The sequence below is a fragment of the Bacillus sp. OV166 genome, from assembly GCF_900177675.1.
GTDB lineage: Bacteria > Bacillota > Bacilli > Bacillales > Cytobacillaceae > Neobacillus.
The window spans coordinates 2,242,280-2,256,500 of sequence record NZ_FXWM01000001.1; the positions used below are offsets into that span (position 1 = coordinate 2,242,280).

Below are 14,221 nucleotides of genomic sequence, written 5' to 3' on the forward strand. Positions count from 1 at the left end.
ATTATGTCATGCCCATTAAATGTCTTTAGAAATTACTCAGGACAAACGAAATCTTTTAATTATCCCTCTTAAATCATCTCTTTGCACGCGAATTAACAGCGTATTCATAATGATTATATATAAATATAATCTTGAATTCAGGCGCTAAAAGTAAGAATATTTCGATTAGATTTTCACAAAAAAAAGATTTAAAATTAAATCAATTAAGATAATATTCTGATATTTTAAGTGTCAATATGTTCAGATATTATCTGGAAAAATGCATTAAACGCTGTTTACCTAAGCACACTGAGTTAAGTTTTGGATGCGATTACATTTAGCTGAGGTATCCGGATAGATGCTAGTTTTTGTGCAATGGATAGTTGCGCGACAAAAAGGAAACAGACCATTTTTACAAGGAAAGGAGGAGATTTTAGCTTGTCGAGTCAATCACAAGCCTATCTATTGGAAGGGAGAGTAGCCGTTGTAACAGTTTCCTCACAGGAATTTGGAAAGCGGTTGCAATTGGTTTATCACAAGCAGGTGCGACTGTATTGGTTACAGGAACCAATCCCGAACGTTTGAAGAAAGTCTCCGAGGAAGTGGACCAATTAACAGGACGGGAAACAGACTACTCTATTGTTAATCTATCAAAAGATGAAAACGTTATCCAGATGGTTGAAAAAGCCATAACAGATTCTGTCCGCAATGGTTTATGGGACCATGCAGCCTATAATGCTGCAAAGGGCGGGGTCCATGCCATTGTTTCCGGATCAGGAAGAGAATTCGCCAAAAATAATATTACCGCGAATGTCATCGCTCCCCCGGCAGTAGAGGGGGAACTGCTGGATGTGATCAGAAAGAGAGATACGGGGTTGGTAGATCGCTATATTAACATCATTCCAAAAGGAAGAGGTGGCGGATGCCGTCGTATTCCTTGCTTCCGATAAGGCGACTTTTATTACGGGCCAAGTGATTAGTGTAAATGGCGGAAGCACGATGCAATAAAAATGATTTTAATGTTTTCTATAACCTCTTTCAGAACTGACACAGATGATGAGCAGGTTTACTAAAAAAACTTATTTAGGGGGAAAGCCAATGAGCAATTATCTTAAGGATGATCAACAGAAGTGTTTATTTAAAGTAAATCGTGAAGTTTTTATTAATCCGGAAATTTTAGAAAGCGAACGCAATGAAATTTTTGATAAATGCTGGTTATATATCGGGCATGAATCAGAAGTACCGAATAAAGGCGATTTTCATAGAAGAAAAGTTGGTGGACGAAACCTTTTATTTACCCGCGGTAGTGATGGGGTAATAAGGGCATTATATAATTCCTGTCCACACCGGGGTGCGCTCGTATGCCGTGAAGGAAAAGGAAACTCAAAAGTATTCCGCTGCTTCTATCATGCGTGGAGCTTTAATACGCAAGGGGAATTAGTCGGATTACCTGATAAATTTGGTTTCTTGGAAGACCATAACTGCGATGGTTCCAAAAATATGCTGGCTGTCAAACGACTTGAAAGTTACCGCGGTTTCGTATTCGTTAACTTTGATGACAACGCCATATCATTAGAGGAATACCTGGCAGGTGCCAAAGAGTATCTCGACTTGGTGGCAGATCAAACAGAAGTTGGAATGGAAGTTTTGCAGGATCCCCAAGAATATAGTGTACGAGCGAACTGGAAATTACTTTGTGAAAATAGTTTTGATTTATACCACGGGGTACCAACCCATAAAACCTATTTTGATATTGTTGCGACCCGCGGCGGAATAATGGAAAAAGACAGTCTTGCAGGGGAAGCGCGCGCTCTGGGGAATGGACATGCCGTAATGGAATATTATGCCCCGTGGCCAAGACCAATCGGAAAATGGATTGAAGGTTACGGTGAAGAAGCGAAAGAAATTATCGATAAAATCAATGCCCGCTTAGTAGAAAAATTTGGCGAAGAAAGAGCCCACCGCATTTCGAAAAAGAACCGTAATATTTTAATTTTCCCTAACCTGGTCATCAATGATATCATGGCGATTGCAATCAGAACCTTTTATCCGATTGAACCGGGTTATATGCAAGTAACCGCCTATGCTTTATCTCCTATAAATGAAACAGACGGTTTCAGAGAGGTACGGAATGACAGCTACTTAGAGTTTTTAGGGCCAGGCGGTTTTGCGACTCCTGATGATAATGAAGCACTTGAACTATGCCAGGAAGGCTTTTTAAATACTAAAGAAGTCGGATGGAATGATATTTCCAAAGGAATGAACAGGGAAATTCCCCAAGCGACGGATGAAGAACAAATGCGTGCCTTTTGGCGTGAATGGGATAAACGGATGACAGCAGCAGAAAACAAAAAAGAAGAAGCTGGGAAGGTGGAAGTATGAACATAACACGTCAGGAAATTGAAGATTTTTTATTTCATGAGGCGGAGCTTCTTGATGAGTTTAAGTTAAAGGAGTGGGCTGCATTATTCGCAAGCAATGGAACGTATGTGATTCCGCCCATCGGAAATCCTGATGCGGATTTTAAAAAATCGCTTTTCTTTGTTCATGATGATCGTCCCCGTTTAGAACAGCGGGCGTTACGATTACTGAAAAGAGAAGCCCATGTAGAATACCCGCACTCCACAACTCTTCACAATGTGACAAATGTAAGAATCGTTAATAATGAAGAGGATGCCGTAAAAGTCAGATGCAATTTCTCTACTTACCGTACGAAACGTGAAGTACTGGACAATTATGTCGGGGTCAACGAATACATCTTAGTAAAAGAAAATGGTGAATTAAAGATTCAATCCAAGAAAGTCATTCTCAAATTGGACAGTCTCCGCCCGCACGGAAAAGTAAGTATCATTTTATAATATGAAGTCAGATTTTGATTGGGTTCATACGAATTAACACATTAACGCGGTTAAGCTATGAGGGTCAGACCCTCTACTATAATATAGGAGGTTTTTGAATGATTCGTTATAAAAAGTTGGGATATGTTGTGTTAAGCGTGACTGATCTTAATAAATCGGTAGATTTTTATGAAAATATTGTTGGTTTGGAATTTGTTGAACGGGTTCTTGATGCGGCATACCTTCGATGCAGCGGGGACCATCACAATTTAATCCTTGAACAAGGAGAAGAACCTGGGTTAAAAAGAGTAGCATTTGAGCTTGAAAAGGCAGACCAATTTCAAGCAGTGTTTGACCATTTAACAAAACAAGGTGTAAATCCTGTCGAATTAAGCGCAGAGGAGTGCCAAAATTTGGCCCAAGGTAGAACATTGCGTTTTAAAGATCCATATTTAGGGGTAACGTATGAATTCTATGTGCAAATTATGCAAATGGGTACACCATTTGTTCCTAAGAAGGCCAGAATTACGAGACTTCTTCATGTCGTTTATGAAACTAATAAATTTGACGAATTATTTGATTTCTTTACGAATGTTTTGAACTTCAACATTTCAGATATCCAAGGAAGGGAAACGGGATGGGCCTGGTTAAGGGCAGCTGGAACTCCATTTCACCATAATTTTGCCCTGACAAAAGGAAAAGAAAATAAATTGAATCACCTTGCTTATCAAGCTCAACGTGTAGATGATGTGGGGATTCAAGTTAATAGATTAAAGGATAACAATGTTCCGATTCTATTTGGGCCAGGAAAACATCACCCATCGGGCAGCATTTTCCTTTATTTTGCGGATCCTGACGGCTTAACGATTGAGTATAGTCAAGGAATGGAAGAATTTCCGGAGGAAAATCCAAGAGAGCCTCGCCGTCTAGAACCAACCATGCATACCCTTGATGAATGGGGAGGAAGACCTAAACCAGGATGGGGAAAAGTTGGTAAATTGATAAAGGAAGACCTGGAAAAAGTTAATCAATAATCAATCAATAATTATCCTTTAAGGAGGCAGAATCGTGTCAAAAGGTGAGAATTTCCGTGTTGACTTTCACACCCATATTATTCCTGAGAATTTTCCTGATTTTGCGGAAAAATATGCGGATGATCGTTTTCCGATTTTAAAGCATACGTGCAGCTGTGGAGCTGAAATTTACAAGGATGGAAAGTCATTCCGAAAAGTTGACGAGAATGCCTGGAATCCTGAAAAACGCATCGCTGAAATGGATGCAGAAGGTGTCAATGTCCAAGTTTTATCTCCGATTCCGGTTACGTTTACATATTGGGCAGATGTAGAAAAGTGTTTAGAGCTGTCGAAAGCACAAAATGATTTTATAGCTTCGGTAGTAGCCCAATATCCTGATCGTTTTGTTGGCCTTGGAACGGTACCTTTGCAGAATTCGGATTTGGCGATTGCAGAAATGGAAAGAGCAGTTAACGAGCTGGGGCTGATTGGGATTGAAATTGGCAGCAACGCCAATGGAAAAACCCTCGATGATCCGGAGATTCAAAGATTTCTGGAAGCAGCGGCAAAAATGGATGTACCCATTTTAGTTCATCCATGGGCCACGGTCGGAGTAGAGAGAATGCCAAACCATAACTTTATGTATTCGATCGGAATGCCGTCCGAAACAGCTCTTGCGGCAGGAAGCCTAATCTTCAGCGGTATTCTTGATAAATTTCCAAAATTAAAAATCTGCTTTGCTCATGGCGGAGGGTCCCTGCCGTATTTATTACCGCGAATCGACCAAGCCTGGGAAGTATGGTCGCATATCCGCACAACGGAACAGCCGCCAAGCTATTATGCGAAGAAACTCTATTACGATACGCTCGTTTACGATCCGTGCAATCTCCAATTTATGCTTAGAAAATTTGGTGCTGATCATATTATCATGGGTACAGATTATCCATTCATGTTGCGGGAAGCACCGCCGGGAAAAATAGTTGAAATGTTGGAAAATATTTCGGATGTGGAAAAGAAACAAATGCTTGGAGAAAATGCGATTAAGTTTCTTGGATTAAATAAAGAGAGTTTTATTAAAGAATCGGAATAGGCCAAATAAAAGAACATTCCATTTTGATAGGAATGTTCTTTTATCTTGACCTATAGGTTCTATAGATCAGGAAATATCTGTTATTTGTTCTGTTCTTACTTGAAACAATATGTATGAAGGTATTCGTAAGATAAAAATGTAGTTAAATTAAATGATGAGGAGATGAGTAATAATAAATATTAATATTAAATATAAAAATATCATTTTTGTATTTTTAATGGCTTTTAGTATGTCCTTTTTTATTTCATTAATATTAATCTTAATAAATAGGGGTTATAATGGAACATTTTTACATGCATGGTTAAAAACTTGGTCACAGGCTTTTATTTGCGCTTTTTTTGGAGCTTACTTTTTTCCGAAAGTAATACAAAAAATAATGAAAAAGATTAATTTTGTAGAAAAACCATTAATAATTGAGAATGATAGTTTAGTGAGAGAACAAAACGATTAATAATAAAATTTATAGCAAAGTACAGAGTCCAAAGTCCAAAGTCATTATGGAAAAAGCATAACAAAGAAGATTGAAAACGAACTAACTCAAACAAATAATTTAAATGTTAAGACCGTCGAGATATATCTGTCGGTCTTTTGATTTTTTATAAGTTTGTGTAACATTTAATAACCTTATGAATATAACTAAAATCTTGAATTGAGGCGCAAAAACAAAGATTATTTCGTTAGAAATCCACTGAAACGGTACTATTGCAGGATGCCGATTTGGCAATTGCAGAAATGGAAAGAGTTATAAAAGAGCTTGGGCTGATTGGTATTGAAATCAGTAGCAATGCAAACGGCAAAAGTCTTGATGATCCGGAGATTCCAAAGATTTTTAGAAGCATCGGCAAAAATGGATGTTCCGATTTTAGTCCATCTTTGGGCGACAGTTGGCGAAGAGAGAATGCCTGAAGATAATATATATTCAATCGGGATGCCTTCCGAGACAGCGCTTGCTTCAGGAAGTTTAATCTTCAGCGGCATTTTTAATAAGTATCCAGATATAAAAATCTGTTTTGCCCATGGTGGAGGAACCCTGCCCTATTTATTACCAAGGATCGATCAAGCTTGGGAAGTATGGCCGCATATCCGTACAACGGACCAGCCGCCAAGCAATTATGCGAAGAAAATTTATTACGATATACTAGTCTATGACTAGCACAACCTAAATTTATGATTGAAAAATTGGGGGCTGATCCCATCATCATGAGTACTGACTAGACATTTTTGCTGCGAGAAGCGCCACCAGGAAATTTAGTCGAAATGTTAGAAAACGTGTTGGATGAGGAAAAGAAAAAATGCTTGGAGAAAATGCTTAGAGTTTCTGGGGTTAAATAAAGCCACAGTGTTATTAAAGAAACAGTATAGATTTATAACAAAGGACATTTCTGTTTAAATGGAATGTCCTTTGTTCTTACTAATCCATAGCTTATACCTATTTAAATAGATTTTAAATTTTTTAAAATAGCTTCAAAAGTATGAAGAAACAGAAGAATCCTTTCTAATTTTGGAGAATCCTTTTTATATATTCCAGCAACATTATAAGAGAGATCTTTAAATTCAGCAAAAGGGACGGTACATAAATCTTTATTGTGTTTATTTGTGTGATTAGCTAGAATTAGTTCTGGTACGACACTAAAACCCCAGTTATTTTTAATCATCGATATTACCATTTCGAATCCGCCAACTTCAATTCGTTTTAGATTTCTTACTCCGATTAATCTTTCATCAATTTTTCTCCATAAGGCTGTTTCCCTACGATAGCAAATCATCGTTTGGTCAATAAGATCGTCTTTTAAAATTTCAGCTTTTCCAACTAATGGATGGTTCTTTCCAACAATAAAAACAAGTTTTTCATGAAAAATATATTCTGATTCTAGATTTGTAAATGGGATTACATCTCTTACAAGCCCTAAATCGATTGACCCATCTTTAATCATCTTAGAAACTTCTACAGAGTCCGCTGCTTCCACTAGTTCAAAAGAAAACTCACTTGTTCTGCGCAGATGTGATAAAACCTCTAAGACAATTGAAACTGAGATGGCAGGTGATAATCCAATGGTAATTGTTGGGATTTTAATACCTTCAATCACCTGTCTTGCTTCTTTTACATAGTTTAATATTTTACGTGCATATGGAAGGAGGGCAGTTCCTTCCTTAGTCAATAGGATTTTTTTTCCCTCTCGGTAAAATAATTTACAGTCCAGCTCATTTTCTAATTTTTGAATTCTTGCCGTTACCGCGGGCTGTGTTAAATTCAAGTGCTCTGCTGTACGCGAATAATTATTTAACTCAAAAACAGTAATAAAGGTTAAAAGTTGTTCATCATCCATAACATCACTTCCTTATTTAAAAAAATGAGCTCCTTTTATATTATGATATCAAAAAAAACATTCCGTGCGGCTGAATTAATACGCTTTCATTTTTATGTAAAAATTACAACTAACCAATAATTTAAACTAATTATAGATTTTAATGATGTTAAATTCTAATCAATAAAATCTTCTTTTTACGGCTAAAATCCAAAATATTTTTTATAATACCGGGGCTTCAATAAATTGTGTAGGCGTTTCCATAGAAAAAATATTTTTCCAAAAGTTCCAACAATATATATTAAATTTGCCTATCAATAAAATTTACTATTTTTGCAAGAAGCGCAGTCTGAAAATCAACGGTGTTTTTTAATTTAATAACCTTTTAATGTTTTTACAATGGGATATTTTCCCTTCAAAGGGTAAAAGGTATGATAAAATAAAACTAATGGATTTGACATATATACTAGTGATTTAAATAGAAAAATACTTGTGATTATATCTTTATCAAACTCATCTGAGTTTGATCTTGAGAGGATTCTCCTGATTTCATAAACATCAATTAATTTACAATTAAGGCGTCCAGTCTTCAAAACTGCTTGAGACCTGCGTGCCAGGTCTGGTGGGTTCGATTCCCACGCAGTCCCGCCAACCTTGATATATTACGGTTTTTGAGGGTTTCAGAGAAGTTAGAATGAGTGGTAAATTGTTCGCGAACAACTCAAAATCTTTACTTTGGTAACACATGAGTGTAAGTGTCCATTGTGTTCCCTATGGTCGAATGTCCAAGCCTTTCGGAAACAACCTTAGGATGTATCCCTTGTTTTAGCATTAAAGTAGCGTGTGTATGCCTTAAATCATGAAATCGTATATATGGTAATCCACTTGTTTCTACCATCTTACGATAATTTCTTGCCATTTCGGTAGGTTGAATTGGTTTTCCATTTTTTTGAGCAAAAACTAAATCTAAATCTTGATATCCTTGACCAAATAAATGCTTGTCTGTTAATTGTTGCTTATATATTTTTTTTAATTCTTTTGCAAGGGAAGGGGTTATAGAAATAGACCTACTTTTGCCTGATTTAGGCTCCTTAAATGTTAAACCTACCTTTTTTACTTCTTGTAAGGATTGTCGAACATAAATTATGTTATTATCAAAGTCAATATCCTGCCACCTTAACCCTAGGACTCCACCACGACGCATTCCAGTATTAATTGCTGTTAAAAAAATTGGATAATAAGAAGAATCTTTACTTACATCCAAAAAGATTTTTACTTGTTCATTATCCCATGTTTCCATTTCAACTTTTCTTGTTTTCGGTGGAGTTACCGCTTCTGCGACATTTCTTACAATTAAATGCCATTTTACTGCATCTTTTAAAGCCTTAAAAATAAGACGATGATGGTGTTTCACTGATTGTGCAGAAAGACCGCCTCCTCCAGCCTTTTTTCCATTGCTTAGTGCCTATGAAAAGGAATGCAAAAATAACGAGTACTCCAAAAGAGGTCTACGTATACGTATGCAGCGTGTGTTCTTTTTCATAGATTATCTTGACAGGAGAAATGTTCAGAATTCGAATGATATTACCGCAGAAATGATTACGAAATATACTAGACTCTACAGTAAGTTCTGATTCAAACTGTAGTGGTTTAACATATCCTGGCTTTTTTACGATTCTTCGGATAATCACACAATGGAGTTGATAATCACCTAGACTCTTATTCTTCTAATGGGGCCTTTGAGTCCTTTAGGCATAGCCTCCTGATAATAGTTAACAGTACAATTGTAAGTTTCCGTCAAAAAGTCTCTTCCTAACGCTTCTGAAAAATAGATTTCACCTCTTGCTTTTGCAAATGAAATAACTCTTTTGTAAAAAGCACGATATCCACAAATAGTGTTATAAGCATAATTTAGCCTATCTAATTCAGATAAAACTTTTGAAACTAATTCTTCAATGGGAATTCGATTTTCCATATGGCACCTCCTAGATTTAATAAATCTATTGTGAGGTGTTATGGAAAGAAATAAACGTATATTTCAATTCAAATAGGGCATATACTTTATTTCTTACCATAAACAAAAACTTTCGATAATTCCCTTTATGTAAAGCTTTGCATAAAGGGAAAACACACATGGAAGTTGGACTGGGATTAGAAGCTATTAAATGAGGTTACCAAGTCTCCTTTATTTCAATGGGAGACTTGGTTCATACCTTAAAAACCATGGACATAACGAGGAAGTCCCAAACTAGGATTAAGCGAATAAAAGAATCACATTTAGTTATCATTGATGATTTGATGTACCACAGCGATGAATCCAAGGGAAGCTAATTTGTTTTTTCAGTTGGTTAATGACTTATATAACAATTCATAGATTATCTTAACTTCTAATCGTTCTCCAAAAGAGTGGACCGAGTTACTGGGTGACGTAGGTGTGGCCACAGCTATCTTGGACCGTCTCATTCAACGAGCAGAAATTGTTCATTTTAATGATTCAAGTTATAGGATGAAACATCGCGAAACAATTTTTAAAGAAGAAAGTGTTCAAATTTAATAAGCAAAATTGTTCAAATGTACTTGACGCTTACACCCTAAAACAGTGAAAGAAAAGCTTCAGAACTTTATAGAGGAAAGCGGGGCCGATGAAATTATGGCGATGCCAGGTGTATGATCACCAAGCCCGCCTTTGTTCTTATGAAATTTTGGCAGATATTACAAAAGGGGAATAATGGTAAATGGCTTGGAGGAAACTCCAAGCCATTTTTTGTGACTATTAAACCGATTGAGTTGTTTGATCCTGTGAAGCAGAAGGTTTTAAATCTGTTCGATCTAAGAAGAAGGAAGCTAAGGTTCCTCCAACCAATCCCCAAAAAGGTGCCCCGATATGAAAGAGAGAAATTCCAGAAATCGTAATCAAAAATGAAAATAAAGCACCTGTTTTAAAACGCCCTGAAAAGCTCGTCTTCAAAGAGTCAATCAGGACATTAATCATTGCCAGCCCGCCCAGCATTTTAATTAATGAGGAGGGAATCAAATGGGGAACGGCTGCCGCCATTGGTGCAAAAACAGCTAATAAACATGACAAAATTCCTAATACGATTGCAGCGGCATAACGATTTTCTTTCAATCCAGATTCTTTACTTGCTAATAAGGCAGTCATTGGACCGGCAATACAAGCAGAATGGCCGCCCATAAATCCATTGAGAATCGATCCAATCCCGCTCCAACGCGTCATAGAATTAATGGGCGGGAGATAATTCGAACTCTCCAGAACAGCAATTCCTTGAGCATTTTGTATTGCGATGACCGTAAGCACTAACGGAATAACCAGTTCTCCCATCACAGATAGATTAAAGGAAGGAAAGACCACGTGCGGTACCGCCAAAGAAAATGATACACCATGAACTTGAATTCCTGGTAATACTTTTAATAAAACAATAGATGTGAGAATAGCCCCAACAATGGGAGGAAATTTTTTTGACAGCTTTCCGAAAAAAGAAAGAACAAGAAATACTAGAAAAGGAATTCCATTTAACAAGGGATTGTTGAGAACAGAACGAAACATATCTGTACCAAAAGGAAGAAGGACGCCGGAAACCATTCCCATCATGACTGGCATAGGAAGGACCTTCATTAATTTATCGATCATTCCAGATATTCCCAAAAGAAAAATGACGATGCCTGTCACGAGATAGGCACCAACTACCTGGCTAAATGTGTAATGAGATAAGGATGCTCCGACAAGAATTGCACCAGGAATCGAAAAAGCATATCCAATCGGCTGGCGGTAATAAAAGGAGAGACCAATCGATAGCAATCCTCCAATTCCATAAATAGCAAAGATCCAGGATGTAATCCCTGAATCAGATAGGTGGCCTTTCGAAGCTGCTTGTAAAACAATCAGTAATGGTCCAGTTGCGCCGAATAGCCAGGCCACAAAACCATTTGAAATATTTCCAATCGATAATAATCGGGGAAATTCAACAATATTCTTCTTCCACAAAGTACTCACTCCTAAAACAGGCTACAGTATAGTATAATATATTAAAACTGATTAAATGTATATAAAAATATACAAAAAATATGGAGGACCGAATGAAGGGATTAGAGGATGAACAAACAAGAAAATTAATTCAACAAATGGGCGGGCTGCTTCGGAAAATTAGAAGCGAACAAAAATTGAGCCTCGAGGAGCTTGCCGAAAAAACAGGTGTTAGCAAGCTCACGTTAGGAAAGATTGAAAGGGGAGAAACGAATCCCACATTAGGAGTTGTATGGAAAATTACAGAAGGGTTATCGATCCCTTTAACAAGAATTTTAGTAATGGACGATCATGTCGATCTTTCGAGATGTGGAGAGGGCTTTATGATTTATGGGCCAGACCAAACATGGAGAGTAGAGACAGTTTTTCGGAATACAGATGGACCAACAATGGAAATATATCGAGCATTTCTTGAACCGCAAGCCATGTACTCGCCGGAGCCGCATCATAAAGGAGCAATGGAATTTGTGACGGTAATGAGGGGAAATATCAGCTTTAAAGTAGAGGAGAGGGTATACCAACTCAAACAGTTTGATTCCATTAAGTTTGAAGCTGCGAGCAAACATCTTTATAAGAATATCGGTGATGAAGAGGCCGTGTTACATGTAGTGGTGAGATATCCTTCTTAACACTCTAAGATTAAATTTTCTATAAAAACCCAAGTGAGTAACCTCACTTGGGCATGTAATTTCGATCCTTTGGAAGAGATGGAACATTTTTAGGTCTATAAGTAATGACATCAGAAGAATAAACATTAACTAACAATCTGTCCTCTAGTGTTTTCGCCTGAATGAGGATAGGCTGGTTGTAATTATTTTTAAAAATTAAATCAGGCCCATTCCAGCTCACTGTGGCATCTCGTCCAGGAGGAACGTATGAAACTTCCCTGCTGCGTGAGGAGCGTTGAATCACATTTATTCCCGCATTATCGACAGCATTGAAAAGGGGGTAGATACTTGACAAATTCCACCGCCAATATCTTCGGAAAATTCTCCTTTAATAATCACGGTTGCAGGTCTATATCGTTTTTATGCAGTTCTTTTTCCAACCACTTTATTAAACGAGAATACTTCACCAGGGAATAGAACATAGTTATTTATTGCTTCTGCAGAAAGTATGGAAAGGGGGTTATTACTGTTGTTTAAAAAAGAGGAAAAAACCTTAGAATTTATAGCATGGTTTGGCATTGGGAGTGCCATTCTTACAAGTATCTATAGTCTTATCATAATCAGAATGTTAAATTCTATCCAAGGAAACAGATAGGATTTATTCAATTTTTAAAACAAGTGTGGCAGGGGCACCTCTGTCTTTTTATTCGCAGAACTACCCAAAGAACTGAATCTAATTTTGTCTGAGAGCCTTTCTCCAACATAATTGAGTAGGCTTTGTTATTTAACGCAACTATTCTTTAAGTTTAATACGTTTAGTCCAGCCACCCAAGAAGGGAATTTTATCTCCATCAAACACGGCCTCTATATCTCCAAAGTGGAAAAATTCTTCCTGGATCGGGGTCATCATCTAAAACAGCCCAAAAACCTACTCTTTCGTCCTCTAATTGTGCTATATGTCCATGATAATATAGATCATCTTCAACTTCTTTATTAGTCCAATAGCGGACAACAATCGTTACATAGTCGCCTTCTTAATAAGGAAAATCCGTTAAGCCTGGTCCGTAAATACTACCGTCTTTGTAGTGTCCTGTCCTTTTCTTCCTAAGTGTTTCCCTTGTGCTTTCGCTCGTTCTCGCCCTTCTTTGGTCCGTTCATTGATGAGATCGCGCTCGAATTCAGCAATAGCCCCCATCATGGGTAAACATGAGCTTTCCAGCCGGAGTTGAAAAGTGGTTCTGTTCCTTGATGAATACAACACCGATGTTTTTCTCTTGTAATTCATGAACAATATTAGGTATGTCTCTTGTTGATCTGCCAAACGGTCAATTTTATGAAGGCGTTGATGTGAATTGATATAGCTTTTAGGGCAAGTTCTATTTCTTCTTTCTTTTTTTTCATAGTGCGGCGTGCAAAGTTTGCTAGTTTTTCAGGGTCCTCTTCACCATCGGCAATGGCATCAAGCATATCTCGTGCTGAAACACCCAACACATCTGAAACAACCGACCCCAACTTAATATTCGCGCCTTCTAACACCTTTTGGATTCGGTTATCACGCTCCTTGAATAATACTTCTACGATAGCGAACGAGTTCACGCATGATTTCGGTCAGGGATATAACGGGCTTTAAGTAGTCCATGGCGAAGAAGTTTGGCAATCCATTCTGCATCCTTCACATCTGTCTTTCGTCCTGGAACTGCCTTCATATGTTGGGCATTCACCACTAAAAACTCAATATTCTCAGCTTCTTGTAAATTCACAATAGGCTTTTAATAAACACTCGTGCTCTCCATGGCGACATGGGTACAATTATGTTGTTTAATCCAGTCAACAAACTGTAAAAGAAATACAGTTTTAGTAGAGAACGTTTGAATCTCCTTTCCTTCGGGTGTCGAAATACAGGCAATAATATTGTCCTTATGGACATCCATACCGCATGCTCTTTCAATGACAACTTCCATTGAAAACATCCTTTCTACGGCTCACAATATATTGGAGGCTGGTGCAGTAACCTGAATAGGATTAATCTACCATGTGTGCTTCCCGTAAGGGAGCGACAGTCAGTTGTGCACCGTGGTCGTTGGAGTCAGACTAACGGATGGGCTCTAACGCACCATAGTTCATCGACCTTCATCTCCCAGCCGTAGAATCAGTATTGACGGTTTAAAACCATTTTCATTCTCTGTGGTGAAGCGTTTATTTTTGCGCTTCATGGGTGGCTAATGGGTGCTTGAATTCAAGAAAGTAAGGCTGTTGCGGCAGCCTTTTTCCTATTCGACTAACGTGGCGGTTTAGTTGAATAAAGTGAAAGACAATTTTACGAAAAATTTTAGGCAGAATATGATT

General features: G+C 37.6%; 14 protein-coding genes and 4 pseudogenes. 10 read left to right on the forward strand and 8 right to left on the reverse strand.

Annotation, left to right across the window (positions count from 1 at the left end; genetic code table 11):
• Positions 1 to 533: 533 nt before the first annotated feature.
• The 8 genes from CCK98_RS36150 (at position 534) to CCK98_RS10715 (ending at position 6,072) form a co-directional block, all read left to right on the forward strand.
• Positions 534 to 929, forward strand: coding sequence for an SDR family NAD(P)-dependent oxidoreductase (locus tag CCK98_RS36150; RefSeq protein ID WP_142292144.1), 396 nt, complete (start codon positions 534 to 536; stop codon positions 927 to 929).
• On the forward strand, positions 895 to 987 hold the full coding sequence (locus tag CCK98_RS10685; protein ID WP_256942308.1) for an SDR family oxidoreductase: 93 nt from the start codon (positions 895 to 897) through the stop codon (positions 985 to 987). The genes CCK98_RS36150 and CCK98_RS10685 overlap by 35 nt, the downstream gene beginning before the upstream one ends.
• A gap of 90 nt (positions 988 to 1,077) precedes the next feature.
• On the forward strand, positions 1,078 to 2,361 hold the full coding sequence (locus tag CCK98_RS10690) for an aromatic ring-hydroxylating dioxygenase subunit alpha (RefSeq protein WP_088086569.1): 1,284 nt from the start codon (positions 1,078 to 1,080) through the stop codon (positions 2,359 to 2,361).
• Positions 2,358 to 2,837, forward strand: a complete 480-nt coding sequence (locus tag CCK98_RS10695) for an aromatic-ring-hydroxylating dioxygenase subunit beta (protein ID WP_088086570.1) — start codon at positions 2,358 to 2,360, stop codon at positions 2,835 to 2,837. Before CCK98_RS10690 ends, CCK98_RS10695 begins: the two co-directional genes overlap by 4 nt.
• Positions 2,838 to 2,935: 98 nt before the next feature.
• On the forward strand, positions 2,936 to 3,850 hold the full coding sequence (locus CCK98_RS10700) for a VOC family protein (RefSeq protein WP_088086571.1): 915 nt from the start codon (positions 2,936 to 2,938) through the stop codon (positions 3,848 to 3,850).
• 34 nt (positions 3,851 to 3,884) lie between these two features.
• On the forward strand, positions 3,885 to 4,919 hold the full coding sequence (locus CCK98_RS10705; protein WP_088086572.1) for an amidohydrolase family protein: 1,035 nt from the start codon (positions 3,885 to 3,887) through the stop codon (positions 4,917 to 4,919).
• Between the two features lie 217 nt (positions 4,920 to 5,136).
• Positions 5,137 to 5,370 carry a DUF2798 domain-containing protein gene (locus CCK98_RS10710; RefSeq protein ID WP_256942309.1) on the forward strand — a complete coding sequence of 78 codons (234 nt, stop codon included), beginning with the start codon at positions 5,137 to 5,139 and terminating at the stop codon, positions 5,368 to 5,370.
• 318 nt (positions 5,371 to 5,688) lie between these two features.
• A complete protein-coding gene (locus CCK98_RS10715; RefSeq protein ID WP_142292145.1) occupies positions 5,689 to 6,072 on the forward strand; it encodes an amidohydrolase family protein in 384 nt (127 codons plus the stop codon).
• Positions 6,073 to 6,352: 280 nt separating this feature from the next.
• On the opposite strand, the gene CCK98_RS10720 is transcribed toward CCK98_RS10715, so the two are convergent.
• The 3 genes from CCK98_RS10720 to CCK98_RS10735 form a co-directional block, all read right to left on the reverse strand.
• The gene (locus CCK98_RS10720; protein WP_088086575.1) at positions 6,353 to 7,246 is read right to left on the reverse strand and encodes a LysR family transcriptional regulator; all 894 of its coding nucleotides are present in this window, start codon (positions 7,244 to 7,246) and stop codon (positions 6,353 to 6,355) included.
• Between the two features lie 709 nt (positions 7,247 to 7,955).
• Positions 7,956 to 8,639, reverse strand: coding sequence for a site-specific integrase (locus tag CCK98_RS10725; RefSeq protein WP_088086576.1), 684 nt, complete (start codon positions 8,637 to 8,639; stop codon positions 7,956 to 7,958).
• A gap of 297 nt (positions 8,640 to 8,936) precedes the next feature.
• Complete coding sequence (locus CCK98_RS10735; protein WP_088086578.1) at positions 8,937 to 9,200, reverse strand: hypothetical protein; 264 nt, start codon at positions 9,198 to 9,200, stop codon at positions 8,937 to 8,939.
• Positions 9,201 to 9,659: 459 nt separating this feature from the next.
• On the opposite strand from CCK98_RS10735, the gene CCK98_RS36785 reads away from it, so the two are divergent.
• The gene (locus CCK98_RS36785; RefSeq protein ID WP_306298929.1) at positions 9,660 to 9,779 is read left to right on the forward strand and encodes an ATP-binding protein; all 120 of its coding nucleotides are present in this window, start codon (positions 9,660 to 9,662) and stop codon (positions 9,777 to 9,779) included.
• Between the two features lie 219 nt (positions 9,780 to 9,998).
• On the opposite strand, the gene CCK98_RS10745 is transcribed toward CCK98_RS36785, so the two are convergent.
• Positions 9,999 to 11,228: a benzoate/H(+) symporter BenE family transporter gene (locus CCK98_RS10745; protein WP_179195759.1), complete on the reverse strand. Its 1,230-nt coding sequence runs from the start codon at positions 11,226 to 11,228 to the stop codon at positions 9,999 to 10,001.
• A 92-nt stretch (positions 11,229 to 11,320) separates the two neighbouring features.
• Between CCK98_RS10745 and CCK98_RS10750 the strand changes: the two genes are divergently transcribed.
• Positions 11,321 to 11,896 carry a helix-turn-helix domain-containing protein gene (locus CCK98_RS10750; protein ID WP_026576175.1) on the forward strand — a complete coding sequence of 192 codons (576 nt, stop codon included), beginning with the start codon at positions 11,321 to 11,323 and terminating at the stop codon, positions 11,894 to 11,896.
• A 43-nt stretch (positions 11,897 to 11,939) separates the two neighbouring features.
• Here the strand turns inward: CCK98_RS10750 and CCK98_RS10755 are convergent.
• The 4 pseudogenes from CCK98_RS10755 to CCK98_RS34805 all read right to left on the reverse strand — a co-directional run.
• Positions 11,940 to 12,406, reverse strand: a pseudogene (locus CCK98_RS10755) (VanW family protein); the annotation flags it as partial.
• Positions 12,407 to 12,926: 520 nt separating this feature from the next.
• Positions 12,927 to 13,151 (reverse strand): annotated as a pseudogene (locus CCK98_RS10760) (recombinase family protein); the annotation flags it as partial.
• Positions 13,132 to 13,176: pseudogene (locus tag CCK98_RS37020) on the reverse strand (hypothetical protein); the annotation flags it as partial. The pseudogenes CCK98_RS10760 and CCK98_RS37020, both read right to left, overlap by 20 nt.
• Before the next feature lie 55 nt (positions 13,177 to 13,231).
• Positions 13,232 to 13,836, reverse strand: a pseudogene (locus tag CCK98_RS34805) (transposase); the annotation flags it as partial.
• Positions 13,837 to 14,221: the final 385 nt, after the last annotated feature.

Excerpts from the sequence above, each read along its gene's own strand:
- CCK98_RS10690 (WP_088086569.1), top strand. The coding sequence starts at position 1,078 with ATGAGCAATTATCTTAAGGATGATCAACAGAAGTGTTTATTTAAAGTA.
- CCK98_RS10695 (WP_088086570.1), top strand. The coding sequence starts at position 2,358 with ATGAACATAACACGTCAGGAAATTGAAGATTTTTTATTTCATGAGGCG.
- CCK98_RS10700 (WP_088086571.1), top strand. The coding sequence starts at position 2,936 with ATGATTCGTTATAAAAAGTTGGGATATGTTGTGTTAAGCGTGACTGAT.
- CCK98_RS10710 (WP_256942309.1), top strand. The coding sequence starts at position 5,137 with ATGGCTTTTAGTATGTCCTTTTTTATTTCATTAATATTAATCTTAATA.
- CCK98_RS10720 (WP_088086575.1), bottom strand. The coding sequence starts at position 7,246 with ATGGATGATGAACAACTTTTAACCTTTATTACTGTTTTTGAGTTAAAT.
- CCK98_RS10735 (WP_088086578.1), bottom strand. The coding sequence starts at position 9,200 with ATGGAAAATCGAATTCCCATTGAAGAATTAGTTTCAAAAGTTTTATCT.
- CCK98_RS10750 (WP_026576175.1), top strand. The coding sequence starts at position 11,321 with ATGAAGGGATTAGAGGATGAACAAACAAGAAAATTAATTCAACAAATG.